Genomic DNA, 18,311 nt, shown 5'->3' on the forward strand with positions numbered 1-18,311 from the left:
TATCTTATATCGTAAGAATAACGAAATTTGTATCACTACACTAAAAGAAGCAACATTGTACTTATAGGAAGGGAACGAAAGCATGGCTCAATTATTTTTTAAGTACGGCTCCATGAACAGTGGTAAATCCATCGAAATTTTGAAAGTCGCCCATAACTACGAAGAACAGAACAAACCGGTGCTCCTTTTTACATCCGCTATTGATGACCGGGATGCCGTTGGGTATGTGTCCTCACGAATCGGCCTGCGACGCGAAGCGATACCTATAACCGATACGACCGATATCTATGGGATTGTGAAGGAGCATCAGCCTAAGCCATACTGCGTTCTCGTTGACGAATGCCAGTTCCTCTCCAAGGACAGCATCCTGCAGCTCGTTCGGATCGTAGATGAGCTTAACGTGCCTGTCATGGGCTTCGGCTTGAAGAATGATTTCCGGAACGAGCTGTTTGAAGGCAGCCGCTGGATGCTGATTTACGCCGATAAAATCGAGGAAATGAAAACGATCTGCTGGTTCTGCGAACGTAAAGCGATCATGAACCTTCGCGTCATTGACGGTAAACCCGTATATGCCGGCGAGCAGATCCTGATCGGAGGGAATGATACCTACTTCCCTGTTTGCCGCAAATGTCATACCAATCCCCCTTTATCATAGGACTTTTACGAACAATCCACCATTCAAAACGTAAGGAGTAGGATGACCCATGCCGATAGTCAGACCGCTATTAACCGACCAGGACTTTCAGGAAGTTATGGAGCAGCAGACCCGTATACGCATCTTCAAGGATAATCATCTGATTGACTCCGGCAGTATCGTCATCCGATTCACCGACGAAACCGTCATTACGCAATCCAGCGTCAGCTCGCTCGGCTATCATAAGCGGGATGAATGCGAATTTTTTGAAGTACGGAAATGACATATGGATGGCCTGAGCGCTTTTAGATTGACGGCTTTCATGGAGCTTCGATCAGACACTCAGGCAATCCCCTCTCTTCGATCAGTGCTTTTTCAGTATACAGTCCGCATATAGCCGAAGTTTCTTGCGAGATAAGGATGGTAAGACTTTAATGGTTTACTTGTTTTTATCTCCTAAATAAACAGGCGGCCTTCTGCAGAAGAGGATCTGCAAAAAACCGCCGTTCGTTAATCAACCTATTACATCAATAGCATGTACGTGCTCCTAGTGAATATCTGACTTCGCCATACTCCCACCCAGCACATCCGCGACATTTTGAATCGAAATAAATGCGTTCTTATCTATCTCCTGCACAACCGTCTTCAGCTTCGCAATCTCCAGCCGGGTGATGACGCAATAAATCATCTGCGTATCCTCTTTCGAATATCCGCCCTTGGCATAAATCATCGTTGTGCTGCGGCCCAGACGCTGCATGATGGCACTTGAGATTTCTTCATATTCATTGGATATAATCGTAACGGATTTGGACTCGTCCAAGCCCTCTACCACAATATCCATCACTTTTGCCGCTATGTAGTATGAAAAAATCGAATACATGGCCGAATCTGCACCGAATACAAACCCTGCCGTAATAAAAATAAACACGTTGATAATCATGATGATCTGCCCGACCGGCATGCGCAGCTTTTTGGACAGCAGGATAGCAACGATCTCCGTACCATCAAGAGCTCCGCCGTAACGGATAACAAGACCTACCCCCAGACCAAGGACCAAACCACCAAACAGCACCGCCAAAATTTTCTCGTTCGTAAACGGGTCTACATGATGCAGGAAGGTTGTCGCCACCGACAATACCACGATCCCGTACAGTGTGGAAAATGCGAACGTTTTGCCGATCTGCTTATAACCGATGAACAGAAACGGCAAGTTGATAATGAAGAGGAACACACCCAGTTTGATGGGCGTAATCGATGATAATACGATGGAAATACCGGTAATACCCCCGTCGATAATTTCGTTGGGCACCAGGAATATTTCTAGCGCCACGGCCATCAGAACTGCACCGATGGTAATAAAGATGAACCGTTTCAGAATTTCGCCGACTGTCAGATTTTTGTGTTTTTTGACCATGCCATTCTCCTTTTGTATCTTTTTTCACACGAAGTGCCTGTCGAAGAACCATTGTATTAAAAAAAGGAATGGCATGTCAATGTTGACACGCTAAGTGACATGGGTCTTTTAGTCCATTGCCTTGTCATCCAGACATAAGGAACGCAGATGCTGCTCGAGAATCCTTTCGATCTTTTCTTTGGCAAGTTGCTGTGGCCTCATGATATGATGAATCGCTAATCCATCCACCAATGCGTATATGCGCTCCTTCTCATAATCAAGATCCAGCTCCGGTTTAGCCAGCTTATGTGCGACCAGGGTATCCACCGCATACTGGCACGCCTTGGTTAATCCATCATACATATGATCGGTCATTATTCTTAACTCGGGATAGACAAGTGCTTTGGCAACAAACGACATCCACACCTCCATTTCCATCGTCCTATCCTCATCCATCGGCAGAAATTGCATCAATACTTGTTTTACATCCTCAAACACGGGTCCCTTCAAGGACAAAGTCAAAAAGCGTTCTTCAATCCTCTCGATCATCAGGTTCATACAAAAAGCCAACAACTCAGCTTGGCTGGTAAAATAGTGTCTCAGCGAACCTACGGATAACTCCGCCTCTTCGGCGATATTGCGTACCGTCGCTTTTTCGAGTCCACCCCTCTGAATCACCCGCAGGGCAGCCTCAGCGACCCGTTGTCTTTGTTTATCATGATCTACGATTTTCGGCATAATCCCATTATACACTTCCGGTTTTTTTTAATACAACGTACCATAAACAACATTTCAGCATCTTTATTTGCTTCTTTAATGCCTACCTTCGTAAAAATAGGTTCTTTCTATGGAACACCTTGATAGAAGCAATACTATATATATTAATGTCAAAAAGAATAGGAACACGGGCAGCGTGTTCTTAAGAGAGGGGCGAGTTCATCATTCGCACATTAACTGAATCGAAGGCTAAACACGGTGTTTCTCGGGCATTCCGTGATCGGGAGGGCCGTTTAAACCTGTTCTGGCGTGTCGTCCTTGGGTGGCTGGCTTTTGTTACAGGGCTCGGACTAGCAGTTGTGATAGCCACGGTAGCGGGTTCATACCAGATCCCTACCCTCGGGCTCCAAATCCTCCTTGCCGTCGTAACAACAAGCATATCCGTGCCGCTGATTTATCTGCTTAGGCGTTATGTCGACCAGCGGCCCTGGAGCGGACTTGGTCTTAGCTCTGTTCCTTCCGGTTTTCGTTATTTCCTTCTCGGCATCGGTTTCCTTGCCCTGGTCACGGCAGCAGCCTTGCTGATCGGCAGCGCCGCCGGATGGCTCCGGATCGTGGATTTCCACTTCCCAATCGTTACGATGCTCGTTATCCTCATCAACGTCCCGATTGCATTTTTTTATGAAGCCTTTCCAGAAGAGATCACCTTCCGCGGTTATGTGTACCGGAACTTAAACACCCGTTTTCCGCGCTGGCTTGCTTTGGTCCTTCAGGTCGTAATGTTCGTGCTTGCGCCTATCGCTGTAACGGCATTCATGGTGGCCATAGGAATAGGGACATGGGATTTGATTACGGTGGAGTATATCATCAATTTAGTTGCTTTTGGTACGGTATTGCAGCTGTCCCGCATCGTATCCCACAATCTGTGGATGAGCATCGGCTTTCACCTGGCCTGGCTGGAGATGGTCCGGTACGCCGTGGTACCCTCCCAATATGCATTCATCGAGATTGAATACCTTTCGGTCTGGGGCAATTATATGGTAACGATTGGTTCGGTCATTATTGGGATCATCCTATTGATCGTCTGGTCGCTGCGGAGCAAGAACCGAATCGATTGGAACGGGATCGAGCCGGATCTCCCGCCGGATTCGAATCCTGAAACCAAGGAAGTGCTGCCCGCCCAATCTGTATAAGAACCGATAAAGGATATAGCTCAAACTCACCATGGCTTTAGGAGAGTTTGAGCTTTTCCCGTATCCCTCCTCCCGGTTCAATACTTGCAATTTATAATATTGATTCTGGTTATGCTATAATATATTTCATCCGTGATCGACCGGAAAATACATAATTTTACCCTAGGCAGGGAGAGGATTTACTCATCATGTTGGAATGGCTTCAGAACTTGTGGACCCATATGAAAGAAATTGACATGGATCAAGTGCAGGAATGGCTTCAGCAGTACTCGCAGCTGGGTCCCATCCCGGGTATTTTGCTTCCATTTATAGAGGCGTTCCTTCCCTTTCTGCCCCTTATCGTACTGGTGATGGGGAACTCCGCGGCCTATGGATTATGGTGGGGATTCCTGCTGTCGTGGATCGGCGTTTGCCTTGGATCCGTTACGGTGTTCTGGATTGTTCGTAAGCTGGGAGGCAAGCTTGGATTGCTTATCCAAAAAAGAATGCCGGGATCCCAGCGCTTCTTCCATTGGATCGAAGAAAAGGGCTTTACGCCGATCTTCATCCTGTACTGCTTCCCCTTCACGCCTTCCTCACTGATCAATATCGCATCCGGCATCAGCACGATATCGGCAACGACGTTCACGATAGCCGTTATGGCAGGTAAATCCGTGATGATTTTTATGGTGGCATTCATTGGACATGACTGGCAAGCCTTTGTCCAACAGCCTTGGCGCATTCTTATCGCGGCCATCGTCCTCTGGCTGCTGTGGCTTGCCGGCAAAAAGATGGAAAACCGTTACCATCATGAAGATCAGCCGGGAAGTGTCGTGATCAGCAGCAAAAAGACGAAGCGTTAGATGCATAACAAGACAACAAGACCCGCCGGTCCCGGTTGCTGGGATGGGCGGGTCTTGTTATGCATGGACGGGTCGTGATGGAAACCATTATGTTCACTCCAATACGTAAGCCGCCAGTTTATGCACCGTCTCAAAGCCCGCACGATGATACAGCTGGAGCGCCCCTGCATTGTCTTGGTCCACGCATAACGAGATTTCTTCCAGCTGCAGGACTTGGAATAAATAATGAAGAGCTTGATCAAGCAGGAGCCCGCCATAGCCTTTGCGCCGGAATTGTTCGGATACCGCGATGTATTCAATATTTCCTTCCTGGAAATCCGGGTCTCCCTCCACATAAACATACCCGACGAAACGGCCTTCTTCCGTAAATATGAAGAGCCGGTGATACTCATCCAGCTTCTGCAAAATAGACTCCGAGCTGAGATAGGTATTCGGGAAGGCGGTGCCATGCAGATTCTCGAACTCATCCCAATATTCGGGCGTGATATCCTGCAATCCAGGCGCGGTATTCGCTAACAAGGTGGATTTTTGGATTTTCAGCACATGATGCACACCTGTCTTTCTTCCCCCTTTGTCCTCCATAAATCTCGCAGCGGACGGATGAGCTACATTATAAAATCCGAAATAGCGTGTTACGCTGCCATTCAGCTTCATTGTTCCATCAACCCATAGCTCCTTCGCCAATCGATGCCAAAGCTCGCCTTCCGCATCGATAAAAGGTCCCCATATTTCAGCAGTTCCCTCTTCTTCGTCCACATCGAATCCCAATGCGCCCACCATCTGATCTTGATCATAGATCACGGTAAATCGCTGGTCGCTCAGCCGGCCATTTTCCGAAAAATCTTCCAGCAGCGTGCTGTAGACCTCCCCTTCCTGTTCGCCGCAATATCCGACATGATGATGACGATCCCCATTCATTCGGGCAAGAAAGGAAGACAGCTCTCTTAATTTCGTTTGATCTGTATCCAATACCATCTGTACACATTCTCCTTGTTCAGGATCAGCTTTCCCAGCGTGATTTCCGAGGGCTCCTCGAACCTGTTTTGGTCAATTTTACCACGAGATGATACCCGTGAGCCAAACATGAAACAAGAAATGGGCTTCCCATATGCTTGGAAAGCCCATCTCATCTTCTCGATCATTCAATCGGGACCTTGTTTACGGTTGACGGTCATCCCTTCTCGGAATGCTCCCCTTTCCGGGAAGCTCGCATCCGCTCACGTTCGCGCTTCAGCTCAGGCTTGAGGTCATCGTGAACGCTGTTCTCCCACATGGACACGCCTGATCGATACGCCGCTCTCCCGTTCAAGTGACCGGCTACCGGCCCCGTAATAAATACGAATACGATTCCCAGCAGCAGTTTGGCACTGACATGCTCCAGGTAGAAGGTGAAATACAGAAATGCGCCGGCAAGGATCAAGAGGACGCCCAGCGTGGCACTTTTCGTAGCTGCATGGGACCTCATGTAAACATCCGGCAGACGAATAAGGCCGAATGCACTCAATGCACCCAGCAAAGCGCCGAGCAGCACCATCAGCGCGATCAGAAACTCACCGATCTGACTCATCGTTTGTGCGTTCAATGACATCACCCCTCTCAATATATCTGGCAAGCGCGGTTGTTCCGATGAACGTAAGAATTCCGATCAGCAGAATGATATCAAAATACACGGATGTCCGGAACAGCATGCATAGGACAGCGATCATGGACAACAGGATAATTCCGATCGTATCCAGCGACATGATCCGGTCGTTCATGGAAGGTCCCTTGATTAATCGGTACAGGCAGCCCAGAATAGCAAGCGACAAAATCACCAATGAGGCTATCAGCATGCCATGGATCATGTGCGGGTCACCTCCTTGATCGCGCGTTCAAAGGTACCGCGGATCTGATTCGACAGCTCTTCGACATCTTCGATATCCATCGCATGGATATACAGCGTCTGACCATCGCGAGAGACTTCCAGGGTAAGCGTTCCTGGCGTCAAGCAGATCAGGCACGATAAGACCGTAATCTCCCAGTCGGACTTAAGCTCCGTATCGTAGGCGAAGATTCCGGGGCGGACATTCAGCTTCGGTCTTATAATCTGACCGATGACGGTGATACTTGATTTAAACAGCTCTCTTAGAAACAAAAGCAGCAGCATCAGAATAGACCACAGCTTACGCAAATAGAAATCGTTTGGCCAAAAGCGGCGCAACAGATAAATCAGCAACATACCGATCAGATAGCCGACTATCAAGTGCTGAGGGGACCAGTTATTGTTCAGGAACATCCAGACAACGGCAATGATGATATTTAACAGGATTTGATGGCCCATATCCACTACTCCTTTAGTACAGCGTTAATGTATAGTGATGGATCGGATAATACGGCGCCTGCTTGAGAGGTGTAGGAATAAATCCACTCCGAACCCACCCCAAGGACAATCACCATAACCGTTAGTCCAATAGCTGCCACATAAGCTGTCCGATGGATTCTGACTGGCTGCGATTCCGTATGCCCGGGTGATTCGCCCCAGAATGCCCCCATAAATACCTTGATCAGGGAATACAATACCGCCAGGCTTGATGCCAGTGCCAGTCCCGTCAACCAATAATGCCCTTCGCTCAAACCACCGCGGATGATAAGAACCTTGCCAAGGAATCCGCTAAGGGGCGGGATGCCGACCAGAGCCAATGCAACGATAAAGAACATCCATCCCACCAAGGGATGGCGCTTCATCAAGCCGCCCATATCACTCAGCTTGTTAGCACCCGCACTGGCAATGATGATTCCGCCGAGAATAAAGAGCAGCGCCTTTGCAATCATGTCATGCATCAAGTAGAATACAGCACCGTTCAAGGAATCTGAAGATGCCGACGCTATGCCGAAGGCGATAAAGCCGACGCTGATAATAATGTTATAATTCAGGATTCGTCCAAGATCCTTATACGCAACCGCGCCCAAACTTCCCAAAATCATCGTTGCCGCGGCCATCCAGCCAATGACGGCGTGGATGCCGCCGGTATCGTGATGGAAGATCAGCGTAAAGGTACGGATAATCGCATATAATCCAACCTTCGTAAGCAGCGCCCCGAACAAAGCTGAAACTGCCGCCGGAGGTGCACTGTAGGAACCGGGCAGCCAGAAGAACAGGAACAAGCCCGCCTTCAGAGCGAATACAATCAGGAACAACAGGCCGATGACCGACAAGATTCCGTCCTGCTGTACTTCTGCCACGCGCAGGGACAGGTGCGCCATATTCAGCGTGCCGACCGTGCCGTACAAATAAGCAACGGCTGCAACAAACAAGGTGGATGAAATAATATTAATCAGCATGTACTTCAGGGTTTCTCTCAGCTGCCGCTTGGTGCCCCCCAGCACAATCAGCGCATAGGAAGCGATCAGCATGACCTCAAAGCAGACAAACAGGTTAAACAGATCCCCTGTCAGGAACGATCCGATCACACCGGCCAGCAAAAATTGAAAAAAGGCATAGAAGTAATGCTTCTCTCTCTCTTCCCCGATGCTCCGAAAGGAATAGAACAGACAGGCAGCTGCCACAATCAACGTCGTGAGCACCAGCAGTGCCGCGAGCATATCGGCTACAAACACGATCCCATAAGGCGGCAGCCATCCGCCCATATGAAGCGTTTGGATGCCTTCGTTGTTTACCTGATTCACGATGAACAACGCCACAAGCAGGTTCAGTATGACACTGACCACACTGATCCAGCGCTGAACACGAACGTATTTGGAGCAAAAAATAAGAATTACGGCAGTAACTAACGGAATAAGGAGAGGCAGAACAATTACATTATTCATCATCCATCCCCCTTAGCTCCTCCATGTTGTCCGTGCCCAAGCGTTGATACGCTTTGTACGCCAATACGAAGAAGAACGATGTGACGCCAAAACTGATAACAATGGATGTCAGGATCAATGCTTGCGGAACGGGGTCAACATAGGATGAAGCCTTCTCGCCAAGCAGCGGAGCAGCACCGGTCTTCAGCCTAGACATGGTGAGCAGCAGCAGATGGACACCATGGGTTAACAGTGATGTACCGAGAATGATCCGCAGCAAGCTTTTGGATAGGATCTGGTAAATCCCAACCGCGAATATAATTCCGATGGCAAGTGACATATATAGTTCCATGGTCAGTTATCCCTCCCAATCGAATTGATGATGGTCATCGTCACGCCAACGACGGCTAAATAGACGCCGAGGTCGAAGAGAACCGCTGTAGCCAGCTCGGTTTCTCCGAGCAATGGCAGGGTGAAATAATCGAAGGAATGACTTAAGAACGGTGCGTCAAAGGCAAAGGAACCGATCCCTGTAAGCAGGGCGATGGCGAGTCCTGCAGCCGTAACCTTTCGGAATTCGAAAGGCACGATTTTGCGGGTCATGTCCATGCCAAAAGCCATTGATAACAGAACCAGTGCGGCTGAAGTCATCAGCCCCCCGATAAATCCTCCACCCGGCTCATGGTGTCCCGAGTTGAACAGGAACCACGAGAACGTCACGACGATAAAGACGACCACCTTGGATATGGTTCGCAGGATAACATCATTGCTATTAGGCAAATACGCACCTTCATAACGATCCCGTTCACCGATAACCCCTTCACCCAAATCAACTTTTATCAAGGCATAGATTCCGAGGGACGCAATGCCGAGAACCATAATTTCCAGCAAGGTATCAAATCCGCGGAAGTCCACCAGTATGACATTGACGATATTTTTACCGCCAGCCGAGTTGTAGCTCTCTTTAATGAAGTAATCCGCAATGGAGTCGAAGGTTCTGCCGCTGCTTGCGGCCAGCGCGATCAAGGTTACGACAGCACCGACGCCTATAGATATCAGCAGATTTTTCCACTTCAGGCTCATTGACACCTTCTCCCGCTTCAGCTTCGGCAGATGATAGAAACAGAGCAGGAACAGCATGACGGAAACGGTCTCGACAACCATCTGGGTCAACGCCAAATCCGGAGCCCGGAACAGGACGAAGAACAAGGTCACCATATAACCCGCAGCCCCGGTTAATATGATCGCCATCAATCGTGTCCGTACGAACGGAAGCACAATGACCGGAATGACCAGGCCGAGTATGGCAACGGCCTCATAGAAGGACATCGGTGCGTAGTCCGTCATATCGAATCCGATATGATCGACCAGCAGGAGACCTCCGCCAAGAACGGCTATGAAAAACACAAAGATATAAATCACATAGTGACGCAGCGAACCTGTCATGTAGGTTGAGGTCAGCGATTTGGCGCCTTTTTCGAGAACGCGCAATCCCCCGTCATACAGATTGTTCAGTGTAAATCGCTTGATAAGCGTTGTGTTCAAGATACGCGCTCTGCCATGAAGCTTGTACAGAACGGTACCGAGAACAATGATTCCGATGGTCATGTAAATTTCCATTGTCCAGCCGTGCCACATCTCGATATGCACGTGGAACCGATCCTCTGCCACGAGCAGCCCCGGATGAATGGCGGCCAGCGCCGGTTCAATCAGTGCATGAGACAGCAGGTTCGGAAACAGTCCGAACACGATGGCCAGCGATGCCAGAATAACCGGGGGAATCAGCATCCCCAGCGGTGCTTCGTGCGGCTTCTTCTCCAGCTTTTCAGGCTGGTAGCGGCCGGTGAAGGTTTTGAAAACCAGGATCATGCTGTACAGGAACGTAAATACGCTGGCGATCCAGGCAACGACCGGTATCAGCACACCCCAGGTCTCGGCATTCCAGAAGTTCATCTGAGACGCTTGAAGGACCGCCGTAAAGAACATCTCTTTACTCAGGAATCCGTTAAACGGAGGCAGACCGGCCATGGAAAATGCGCCTATGACGGCCACGGTGAATGTGATCGGCATGAGCGACATTAAACCTCCGAGTTTCCGCAGGTCGCGGGTGCCCGTCTCATGATCCACGATGCCGACGACCATAAACAAAGCGCCCTTAAATATCGCATGATTCATCAGATGAAAGATGGCCGCTGTCGTTGCTTTCGTATAGAGCAGTGTGTCCACGCCGCCCCCATAATAAGCTGCGGCAGAGCCAAGACCGAGCAAGCTCATAATCAGCCCCAGTTGGCTGATCGTGGAGAATGCCAGCAGCGCTTTCAGGTCCGTCTGCTTGATCGCTCGGATCGAAGCATAGATCAGCGTGGTCAAGCCCGTAATCGCAATGATCCAGAACCAGGAGGCTTGACCGGCAAACACCGGACTAAAACGTGCCACAAGATAAATACCGGCCTTAACCATGGTAGCGGAGTGCAGATAAGCACTAACCGGAGTCGGTGCCTCCATCGCATCCGGCAGCCAAATATGGAACGGGAACTGAGCGGATTTGGTGAATGCCCCCAGCAGAATCAGAATCATGGCCGGAATGAACAGCGCGTCTCCCGCAATGCTTCCCACATTAGCTACGATCTCCCGCACGCTAAAGGAGCCTGTCATGATATATAGGAGAATAAATCCTGCAAACATGGCAAGTCCGCCGAATACGGTGATCAGCATCGATTTTAAAGCTCCGTATCTGGAGCGGTCGCGATGATGCCAGAATGCAATCAGCAGGAATGACGAGATGCTTGTCAGTTCCCAGAAACCGTACAGCACCATCAGGTTATCGGAGAGTACGACACCAAGCATGGCTCCCATGAACAGAAGCAGATAAATGTAAAATTTGTGGACTGCTTCCTTGTTCTTATCCATATAGAAGATGGAGTACAGTACAACAAGTGAACCAATACCGGATATTAAAAGTGCAAAAATCAAACTTAATCCATCCAAATAAACGGTAAAGTTTATTCCCACGCTTGGAATCCATTCCAGGACCGCTTGAAGCTGTTCACCTCCCTGAATGGTTGGGATAAGTCCTAAAAAATAGGCGAACAGGACAACCGGTACCGGCAAAATGACCCATCCGGTGTGGACACGGCCAATGAGCTTGTAGGTCAACATAACCACAAGCGCTACAATAAAAGGTGCCATGACGGCGATGTGCAGCAAAGACAAAGTCTACTCCTCCTATAGTCCGATTTTTCCTTCATTAGTAGTATTTCCCCATTATTTAGGTATAACTCCAAAAAAACACAAAAAGAGCCCGTTGATGGCAGGCTCCTCCAGGTAAAACCATATGGTATTTTTTCGAATCACACTGAAAATCAGTATATCTTGAGATCAAAGCTTTGTCAAAGGTATCTTGGAATGAAAAGAGGACCTTTGGGAAATCACTGTATGTAAAGGAGTGATTCCCATGATGATCAAAAAAGCGGCTGTTTGCGCTTTCATCTTTCTTGCAATTTTGGCAGCCGCCATCTTAACGAATATACGTACGCATCCCGGCTATCAACAAGACAACTCGTCAACCAGAGTTTATCAAATTCAAGAAACCCCATGGTTCTTACCCCGAGAATACGTAAAAATCATTCGAACGTCACCCGAGCCCCTGCCGGAAGAGCCCTAATGAAACAGGCATACGGCATTTATCCGTGAAACTGAATTTCTTTATTCCCCTTGCTTCGTTTATTTCTTCGAATTACCCATGAAATGATCAGAATGATGGCCAGCACCGCGACAATTCCCGCCGCATAATATCCATACCGGTCAATCAGAGCCCCAATATGATCGACGACCTGATCTCCGACAAACATGCCCAAAGAGAAATAACCGATGGTCCATACAAAGGACGCGGAATACGAATACACCGCAAATCTGCGATACGGCATCCCCTTCATGCCAACCGCATAAGGAGTGACGTTGCGCAGAATGGGCAAAAAAGCGCTGATGCATATGGCGTAATTGCCATATTGACGGGTCAACCGTTCGGATACATCGAGAAACTGGCGTATCTTCGACTTTTCCTGGGCGCGGTTTAACAGCTTGCTCGCGGTAAAGCGGCTAAGCATGTAACCTACCGTCGATCCCGAACACACGCCAAGAAAGGTCATGATAAAAGACGGAACCGGCGTTAAAATCTCGGATGCCGCTAACGCTCCGCCCGTCATTGCCACAACTTCATTAGGCACAGGAAGACCGACCAAGCCAAGGCACAATACGAGGAATAATGCATAGTGCCCGATCTGTTCAATAAAATCTAATAGCGTATCCACTCCTGTCCCCCTAATCCGTCCCTAGAATATAGTATCAGCTTATATGACAACGTGGCTTTCGCAAACGTGCTGTAGGCGAGGAGATGAACTGGACCTGAGACCAGTTTTATTTATGGATCATGCCATTAGAGATTTTTAAATGCCGATATGAAAGAACCTGGATCATCCTTTACCGTGTACGAATACACGCCTTGCTGGGTGTGCAAATATAAGAAACCACCGCCGTCTCCCAAAGGCCGATACGACAGATCAAAGACCTGCTTGATCGGGAACTCCCGGTATTTCGTTACGATTCGATCCTCATACAGGAACATCTCCCGCCCCTGCTCTTCCGTCCGTTGTTCGATACCATCCACCACTCGGTTGATTTTGTAGTACGGCTGTACAGCTACCCAATTCACAAGCTCCCTCCTTGCTGTCTGTGCATTTTTATTTGGAAGATCGCACTTCCCCCTTCTTCTTTCTGCGGCTCTTGATTCGTTCCAGCAGCTCCAGCGCCCCTATAAATAGTACGAATACAACGAAAAGCGCTATCGCCCGGCCGGGCTCGATCAGACCGGTAACAGACGCAACGATACCGGTAATGCCTACAACAAGAATACCTAATACGGATAGTTTCCATCCTGTTAACATATGTATGCTCCTAAAGTAAATGTAATTGCCATCCTTCGAGATCATGGCTCCATGATCAAACACTCGCTTGACACACACGGAATGTATCATAAAGAAGCCCCTAAATTCAAGTTATGATCTTCTCCAATTTCAATTGCCAACACGCATCACATTTGCCATAATTTACTCAGGAGAGAAATCATAAGCCGACCTCCGAACACTATAAAGACAGGAGGAACATGTAATGAACTCAACAACCTGGATACTGATTATTTTATTTGTTGCGGTGGATGTATGGATTATTTCTTATTTCGTGAAACGCTCGTTACGCAAACACAGCAGTCAGCAGCTCGCCAAAGGGAATAAGCTCCGACGCGGGAAAATACCCGAGTTGCCGCCGATCGTCAAGGCAGGAAGCCCGGCGAGTGAGCTTGTCGGCAGACTCGAGGCTGCGCTGCCCTACACCTATCAGAACATGCTGAAGCAACGAGTGATGAGTGACCATCCGAATCTGTCCGAACAGGAGTATGAATGGAGATGGCATGAGCTTAAACGGTTCTTTATCATGTGCGCCGTGCTGGATCGTGTCCCGATGTTCAGCAAAGATGTGGATGAAGTATGGCATGAAATGCTGATGTATACATACGAGTACCAACAATTCTCGGAACGCTTTCTTGGCAAAATGCTTCACCACGCTCCAAACACCGGAAGCGAGCATGTGCCTATTCCGGATGAACGTGCGTGGTTTGATACGGTATATGTACAATTATTCGGCTGGCATGAATACAGCGCCAAGCTATGGGGGGCTTTCTTCCGCGTCCCGCTGCCGCGCGAAGAACTGGAGGCCGTCACTTCCCGCCACTTCACCGTGAATCATGGCCAGAAGCGCTTTAATGCCTGGACCTATGAGAAGATTCCTGCAGCCCGCACGGCGATTGATGCGATCATCCAGGATCTGCAGGATCGGGTTCGAACCGCCCAAGAGAAGCCGGCGCGACAAGAGAAGTCGGTCAATTTCCAAAATAGCGATATGCTCCTGGCAGCGGCCGTCTTTTTTGCCTGGAACACACCGGAACAATTTGGTGACCACATGATCCCTGATGAGCGTGAGCTTCATAAAAATAACAGCAGCTCCTCATGCACCTACGCCTCGGCATGCGGGTCCGGCGGATCCGATTCGGGTGATGGATCCTCAGGCGACGGATCTGGATCCTCTTGCAGCAGCGGTTCATCCTGCAGCAGCGGATCCTCTTGCGGGAGTGGCTGTGGCGGCGGCTGCAGCAGCTAAGTTACAAACTTTACGAGAACGCCTGCTGATTAATGAATCAAACAACAGTATGGACCTGAGAATTCAGGCCCATGCTTTTTGTTTTATCCAGCATTCAAACAGGATCTTAACATGGGTTAAAATTTTCAGTTCCTATAGGTACAAATGCCCGGCCCCCCTTTCCTCTACAACTACAACAAAAAAGCACCTGAACCCATTCTTCAAGGTTCAGATGCTTCTATTCATAATATAATTTAGGCTAACTAGTGGTTTGATGTGAGTACCAACCCGGAACGGGTTTGCGGTCCTACCTTACGCACGGAAATCTGGTTCTGCTCGGCCCAACGCGTAAGACTCCGAATCCCTTCACAATTCTTCTCTTCAAATTTAAAGCAGCAATACATCGGATTCACGTTCTTGTTCTTAAGGTTTATCTGGAATGCGGCTTTATGGCATCCGGAAACTTTGATCTCACGAATCTGATCAGCATGAATCTCCACGCCATTGATGGTAATCGTATCCGAATTCTCCTGTATATTCACTTCCCGTTTCACCAATCGGGCATACCCTTCAATTGCTAGTGCCGCAACAACAACGACATTCACCGCCATCTGCATATAGAATAGGACAGGATAGGAATATTGGGTCAAGGTAGCTACCTGAAACAGGATAATGCTAATGACAAAGGAAAATAAAATAACGTCTTTCATTCTCGTAGAGTAGTGGATTGCGTATTTCATCATAATCAGCTCCGTTCATTCTGTAAGGGTTTTCATTTAACTCTTACCTTATTATAACACCATTGTACATAATTTTGACACATATCATTCACATTTTTGTCAAAAAAATTATTTGCTTCGTTCCTTATCCTATGCTTATCCAACAAACGCGTGTCGTTCCTGGAACGATTCGTATACGGATTGTCTCCTAATATCAAAAAAAAGAGCCTCCCGCCAGATCCAAGATCTTTTGGGACACCCTCTACTTCAACACTTATGTCTTTATTTGGTTAACGCTGTATTTCCTTCCTTCCGCCGAAACCTCTTCATCAGAACGGACACGGTATCAATAAGGGTAATGATCACGATGACGTAAATAAGACCATCTCTGGATCGATCCCAAATTGATTTTACAATGTCGTACGATTCACTTCCCGGTGTTACGAAACCCGTCTGTGCTAGTTGCTCCATGAAAGTCGGATTCCAAATCGCCATATCGGAGAACAGAATCACCGCAACGATAACGGAAGCAACGTTAAATATGACATGCATGACGGCAATCTGCGGCGTCCACTTTCTTGTGATTAATTTCCTTGCTTCATTGAATATGCTGAAGGCGGTAAGAAGCCATATCAGCGGCAAATACTTGGCAAAGGCAGCCTGTTCAAACACCGGAATGGCGATCGAGTTTTCATCAAATCGATGAACACCGATCAGATTAAGGGAAAACGTGAACAGGACGAAGAACAGCACGGAAAATAGAATGCCCAGCACCGGCTCGATCGGTTTGATCCGAACAGCTGGTTCAGGAATTACAGGCAAATCCGATGGTTTCCAAGCATCCTTAGATACTTGCCGAGCACCGCGATATTCGATATAGGCAAAAATAACGGTAACCCATGCGAACCCGTGAATAGCGACACTCAGCAAGGAGACAAAGTACTCCAGAAGCTTCTCGGCGTTAGGGTCCGAGCTTGTAAAGAAATCAACCATATACGCGATGCCAAGAGCGACGACGACCGAGTACAATACAATCCGCAGGACAGACCAATAACTGTCAATTAAACCGGGTCCAATGAGATACCGTTCTCTTCCTCTATATCTAGCTGCCATGTCCCCGGGTGGCCCGAGCTCGAGCAGCACCTGTTCCACATCTTCAGTGCTTGCAATCCCGACGCCTGCTCCCCTGTCTTCCAGCATATCTTCGATGAGTCCGTGCAGTTCCTTTTCAATATCGGCTCTTTGTGATTCGGGCAGCTTCTGCGTCACTGCATAAATATACCTGCTAATCAGATCCATTACTATACGTCCCCCTTGTCATCAACAAGCCCTTCAAGACTTGTCATCATAGACTTCCATTCATGGTAAAGCTGGCGATATATTTCTTTCCCTGTCTGACTTATGATGTAATATTTCCTCGGACGAGCTTCATTCGTATCCCACTCGCTATCCAGCAAGCCTTGTTTTTCCAACCGCCGCAGCAAGGGATACAGGGTACCCGCTTCCACGCTGACCCCCTTCTCCTGCAATATGGTCACCAATGAGTATCCATACTGAGGTTCCGACAATTGGCTGAGGACACCAAGTATGATGGTTCCTCGTCGAAGCTCCTGCACCAAACTGTTCAAAATATCTTGATCCTCTGACATATCATCAACTCCTGTAATGATTATACTGTATGACACACACTAATGTATATAGACAATTAATAATTATTAACAATTATTTTTTGATTATACTTGCTGTAAGTCTGCCAACCCAGGAAGCAAGCCGCGTGAAGACCTGCACTTCCATCTAAAAAAGGTTATCCTACGGCCGGGATTGTCCCAGGTCATAAGATAACCTTCTTAAATGCTCTCATCTCACAGCGATGTTGTTCCTTTGTTCCATCGTTAAAACTGCGCTTCTCGAAATGCACTTCAAACCGAAAACATGTCAGTCCTTATCGTCCCTCAGGAACGGAGACTGACACGCTCATGACTTTTTATCGTAAAATAACTACACGATTTCCTGCGGTTCCTTGCCCAGTAGACCCAACAGACGGAGGCCGTACTGTATACCGTCTTGATCAACATCCCTGGTTATATGCCTGGCCGCCTTCTTGACGATTTCCGGCGCATTGCCCATCGCCACACCGTGGCCCACGTACGACAGCATCTCCAGATCATTCAGATAATCGCCAAAAGCAATAGTATCTTCCAGATCGATGTGCAGCAGCTGAATCAATTGTTTGATCCCTTCGGCTTTGGATCCCCCGGACGGCAACACATCGATTCCATAAGGACCCCATCGAACGAAATCGAACCGGCCTGCGAAATTGTTCACGTAAGCCGCTTCCTCATCCTCCGTGCAGAATACAATGGCCTGATAAATATCTCTGCCCAAGTAATATTCCGGATCATATTCAGGGATCGTGAGTTTCAGTTCCCCCCAGCTGGAATCGATATGAACATGCTCGGTTACGTTCATCTTCATGGCTACACTGCCGGCATATATGATCGGATGATCAAACTCAACGGCCTGCTCCGTCAGCTTCTGCAAGGCATCTTGCGCCAATGGATAACCATAGATCGGTTTGCCTTCATGAACCACATACTGACCGTTCATACAAACATAGGAATTGATACCGAGCTCCTCCCGCAGCTCTTCAAAATGATAGGGAGCGCGCCCTGTCGCTATAGCGACGATGTGCCCGGCATCCTTTAACTCCCGAATGGACTCCTTCGTTGTAGCCGGAACTTTCTTGTCATGATCCAGCAGCGTCCCGTCAATATCAAAAAATATGATTTTCTTATTCAATGAAACTCGCCCCTCTTCCGTATATTCTAGCCAGTAACC

General features: G+C 48.2%; 22 protein-coding genes. 6 read left to right on the forward strand and 16 right to left on the reverse strand.

Features of this window, described 5'->3' with window-relative positions; translation table 11 throughout:
- Positions 1-82: 82 nt before the first annotated feature.
- Positions 83-655: a thymidine kinase gene (locus MKY82_RS20165; protein WP_194543344.1), complete on the forward strand. Its 573-nt coding sequence runs from the start codon at positions 83-85 to the stop codon at positions 653-655.
- Positions 656-704: 49 nt separating this feature from the next.
- A complete protein-coding gene (locus MKY82_RS20170; RefSeq protein ID WP_194543345.1) occupies positions 705-917 on the forward strand; it encodes a hypothetical protein in 213 nt (70 codons plus the stop codon).
- 264 nt (positions 918-1,181) lie between these two features.
- Here MKY82_RS20170 and MKY82_RS20175 read toward each other — a convergent pair whose 3' ends face one another.
- Positions 1,182-2,048, reverse strand: coding sequence for a YitT family protein (locus MKY82_RS20175; RefSeq protein ID WP_100537804.1), 867 nt, complete (start codon positions 2,046-2,048; stop codon positions 1,182-1,184).
- A gap of 108 nt (positions 2,049-2,156) precedes the next feature.
- Entirely contained in the window at positions 2,157-2,765 is a 609-nt protein-coding gene (locus tag MKY82_RS20180; protein ID WP_339294238.1) for a TetR family transcriptional regulator C-terminal domain-containing protein, read from the reverse strand.
- 338 nt (positions 2,766-3,103) lie between these two features.
- Here MKY82_RS20180 and MKY82_RS20185 point away from each other — a divergent pair, with 338 nt between their 5' ends.
- On the forward strand, positions 3,104-3,937 hold the full coding sequence (locus MKY82_RS20185; RefSeq protein WP_339294239.1) for a CPBP family intramembrane glutamic endopeptidase: 834 nt from the start codon (positions 3,104-3,106) through the stop codon (positions 3,935-3,937).
- 188 nt (positions 3,938-4,125) lie between these two features.
- A complete protein-coding gene (locus tag MKY82_RS20190) occupies positions 4,126-4,779 on the forward strand; it encodes a TVP38/TMEM64 family protein (protein ID WP_194543347.1) in 654 nt (217 codons plus the stop codon).
- 93 nt (positions 4,780-4,872) lie between these two features.
- On the opposite strand, the gene MKY82_RS20195 is transcribed toward MKY82_RS20190, so the two are convergent.
- The 7 genes from MKY82_RS20195 to MKY82_RS20225 all read right to left on the reverse strand — a co-directional run bounded on the left by MKY82_RS20195 (position 4,873) and on the right by MKY82_RS20225 (position 11,778).
- Complete coding sequence (locus tag MKY82_RS20195) at positions 4,873-5,754, reverse strand: GNAT family N-acetyltransferase (RefSeq protein WP_339294240.1); 882 nt, start codon at positions 5,752-5,754, stop codon at positions 4,873-4,875.
- 196 nt (positions 5,755-5,950) lie between these two features.
- On the reverse strand, positions 5,951-6,346 hold the full coding sequence (gene mnhG, locus MKY82_RS20200; RefSeq protein ID WP_071220373.1) for a monovalent cation/H(+) antiporter subunit G: 396 nt from the start codon (positions 6,344-6,346) through the stop codon (positions 5,951-5,953).
- A complete protein-coding gene (locus MKY82_RS20205) occupies positions 6,330-6,623 on the reverse strand; it encodes a Na(+)/H(+) antiporter subunit F1 (protein WP_071220372.1) in 294 nt (97 codons plus the stop codon). The genes mnhG and MKY82_RS20205 overlap by 17 nt, the downstream gene beginning before the upstream one ends.
- On the reverse strand, positions 6,620-7,099 hold the full coding sequence (locus MKY82_RS20210; RefSeq protein ID WP_071220371.1) for a Na+/H+ antiporter subunit E: 480 nt from the start codon (positions 7,097-7,099) through the stop codon (positions 6,620-6,622). Before MKY82_RS20210 ends, MKY82_RS20205 begins: the two co-directional genes overlap by 4 nt.
- 5 nt (positions 7,100-7,104) lie before the next feature.
- Positions 7,105-8,586, reverse strand: a complete 1,482-nt coding sequence (locus MKY82_RS20215; RefSeq protein ID WP_194544859.1) for a Na+/H+ antiporter subunit D — start codon at positions 8,584-8,586, stop codon at positions 7,105-7,107.
- The gene (locus MKY82_RS20220) at positions 8,579-8,917 is read right to left on the reverse strand and encodes a Na(+)/H(+) antiporter subunit C (RefSeq protein WP_071220369.1); all 339 of its coding nucleotides are present in this window, start codon (positions 8,915-8,917) and stop codon (positions 8,579-8,581) included. Before MKY82_RS20220 ends, MKY82_RS20215 begins: the two co-directional genes overlap by 8 nt.
- A 2-nt stretch (positions 8,918-8,919) precedes the next feature.
- Entirely contained in the window at positions 8,920-11,778 is a 2,859-nt protein-coding gene (locus MKY82_RS20225; RefSeq protein ID WP_339294241.1) for a Na+/H+ antiporter subunit A, read from the reverse strand.
- A gap of 241 nt (positions 11,779-12,019) precedes the next feature.
- On the opposite strand from MKY82_RS20225, the gene MKY82_RS20230 reads away from it, so the two are divergent.
- Positions 12,020-12,229 (forward strand): hypothetical protein, encoded by a 210-nt coding sequence (locus MKY82_RS20230; protein WP_194543350.1) that lies wholly within the window; start codon positions 12,020-12,022, stop codon positions 12,227-12,229.
- A 19-nt stretch (positions 12,230-12,248) separates the two neighbouring features.
- On the opposite strand, the gene MKY82_RS20235 is transcribed toward MKY82_RS20230, so the two are convergent.
- The 3 genes from MKY82_RS20235 to MKY82_RS20245 form a co-directional block, all read right to left on the reverse strand.
- Complete coding sequence (locus MKY82_RS20235; RefSeq protein WP_339294242.1) at positions 12,249-12,875, reverse strand: DedA family protein; 627 nt, start codon at positions 12,873-12,875, stop codon at positions 12,249-12,251.
- 125 nt (positions 12,876-13,000) lie between these two features.
- Entirely contained in the window at positions 13,001-13,276 is a 276-nt protein-coding gene (locus MKY82_RS20240; RefSeq protein WP_194543352.1) for a hypothetical protein, read from the reverse strand.
- A 28-nt stretch (positions 13,277-13,304) separates the two neighbouring features.
- Entirely contained in the window at positions 13,305-13,508 is a 204-nt protein-coding gene (locus tag MKY82_RS20245; protein WP_194543353.1) for a hypothetical protein, read from the reverse strand.
- 223 nt (positions 13,509-13,731) lie between these two features.
- Here MKY82_RS20245 and MKY82_RS20250 point away from each other — a divergent pair, with 223 nt between their 5' ends.
- Complete coding sequence (locus tag MKY82_RS20250; RefSeq protein ID WP_339294243.1) at positions 13,732-14,775, forward strand: hypothetical protein; 1,044 nt, start codon at positions 13,732-13,734, stop codon at positions 14,773-14,775.
- Between the two features lie 242 nt (positions 14,776-15,017).
- Here MKY82_RS20250 and MKY82_RS20255 read toward each other — a convergent pair whose 3' ends face one another.
- From MKY82_RS20255 to MKY82_RS20270, 4 genes are all read right to left on the reverse strand, one after another.
- Positions 15,018-15,497 carry a hypothetical protein gene (locus MKY82_RS20255; protein WP_233354996.1) on the reverse strand — a complete coding sequence of 160 codons (480 nt, stop codon included), beginning with the start codon at positions 15,495-15,497 and terminating at the stop codon, positions 15,018-15,020.
- Between the two features lie 258 nt (positions 15,498-15,755).
- A complete protein-coding gene (locus MKY82_RS20260) occupies positions 15,756-16,772 on the reverse strand; it encodes a hypothetical protein (RefSeq protein WP_194543355.1) in 1,017 nt (338 codons plus the stop codon).
- Between the two features lie 2 nt (positions 16,773-16,774).
- Complete coding sequence (locus MKY82_RS20265; protein WP_194543356.1) at positions 16,775-17,122, reverse strand: PadR family transcriptional regulator; 348 nt, start codon at positions 17,120-17,122, stop codon at positions 16,775-16,777.
- Between the two features lie 349 nt (positions 17,123-17,471).
- Positions 17,472-18,272 carry a Cof-type HAD-IIB family hydrolase gene (locus MKY82_RS20270; RefSeq protein WP_194543357.1) on the reverse strand — a complete coding sequence of 267 codons (801 nt, stop codon included), beginning with the start codon at positions 18,270-18,272 and terminating at the stop codon, positions 17,472-17,474.
- Positions 18,273-18,311: the final 39 nt, after the last annotated feature.

It is taken from the genome of Paenibacillus sp. FSL W7-1279 (assembly GCF_037969845.1).
Taxonomy (GTDB): Bacteria; Bacillota; Bacilli; order Paenibacillales; family Paenibacillaceae; genus Paenibacillus_AQ.

What these genes read in the sequence shown, in the direction of transcription:
- MKY82_RS20165 (WP_194543344.1), top strand. Translation starts at nt 83, where the DNA reads ATGGCTCAATTATTTTTTAAGTACGGCTCCATGAACAGTGGTAAATCC.
- MKY82_RS20170 (WP_194543345.1), top strand. Translation starts at nt 705, where the DNA reads ATGCCGATAGTCAGACCGCTATTAACCGACCAGGACTTTCAGGAAGTT.
- MKY82_RS20175 (WP_100537804.1), bottom strand. Translation starts at nt 2,048, where the DNA reads ATGGTCAAAAAACACAAAAATCTGACAGTCGGCGAAATTCTGAAACGG.
- MKY82_RS20180 (WP_339294238.1), bottom strand. Translation starts at nt 2,765, where the DNA reads ATGCCGAAAATCGTAGATCATGATAAACAAAGACAACGGGTCGCTGAG.
- MKY82_RS20190 (WP_194543347.1), top strand. Translation starts at nt 4,126, where the DNA reads ATGTTGGAATGGCTTCAGAACTTGTGGACCCATATGAAAGAAATTGAC.
- MKY82_RS20195 (WP_339294240.1), bottom strand. Translation starts at nt 5,754, where the DNA reads ATGGTATTGGATACAGATCAAACGAAATTAAGAGAGCTGTCTTCCTTT.
- mnhG (WP_071220373.1), bottom strand. Translation starts at nt 6,346, where the DNA reads ATGAGTCAGATCGGTGAGTTTCTGATCGCGCTGATGGTGCTGCTCGGC.
- MKY82_RS20205 (WP_071220372.1), bottom strand. Translation starts at nt 6,623, where the DNA reads ATGATCCATGGCATGCTGATAGCCTCATTGGTGATTTTGTCGCTTGCT.
- MKY82_RS20210 (WP_071220371.1), bottom strand. Translation starts at nt 7,099, where the DNA reads ATGGGCCATCAAATCCTGTTAAATATCATCATTGCCGTTGTCTGGATG.
- MKY82_RS20215 (WP_194544859.1), bottom strand. Translation starts at nt 8,586, where the DNA reads ATGAATAATGTAATTGTTCTGCCTCTCCTTATTCCGTTAGTTACTGCC.
- MKY82_RS20220 (WP_071220369.1), bottom strand. Translation starts at nt 8,917, where the DNA reads ATGGAACTATATATGTCACTTGCCATCGGAATTATATTCGCGGTTGGG.
- MKY82_RS20230 (WP_194543350.1), top strand. Translation starts at nt 12,020, where the DNA reads ATGATGATCAAAAAAGCGGCTGTTTGCGCTTTCATCTTTCTTGCAATT.
- MKY82_RS20245 (WP_194543353.1), bottom strand. Translation starts at nt 13,508, where the DNA reads ATGTTAACAGGATGGAAACTATCCGTATTAGGTATTCTTGTTGTAGGC.
- MKY82_RS20250 (WP_339294243.1), top strand. Translation starts at nt 13,732, where the DNA reads ATGAACTCAACAACCTGGATACTGATTATTTTATTTGTTGCGGTGGAT.
- MKY82_RS20255 (WP_233354996.1), bottom strand. Translation starts at nt 15,497, where the DNA reads ATGATGAAATACGCAATCCACTACTCTACGAGAATGAAAGACGTTATT.
- MKY82_RS20260 (WP_194543355.1), bottom strand. Translation starts at nt 16,772, where the DNA reads ATGGATCTGATTAGCAGGTATATTTATGCAGTGACGCAGAAGCTGCCC.
- MKY82_RS20265 (WP_194543356.1), bottom strand. Translation starts at nt 17,122, where the DNA reads ATGTCAGAGGATCAAGATATTTTGAACAGTTTGGTGCAGGAGCTTCGA.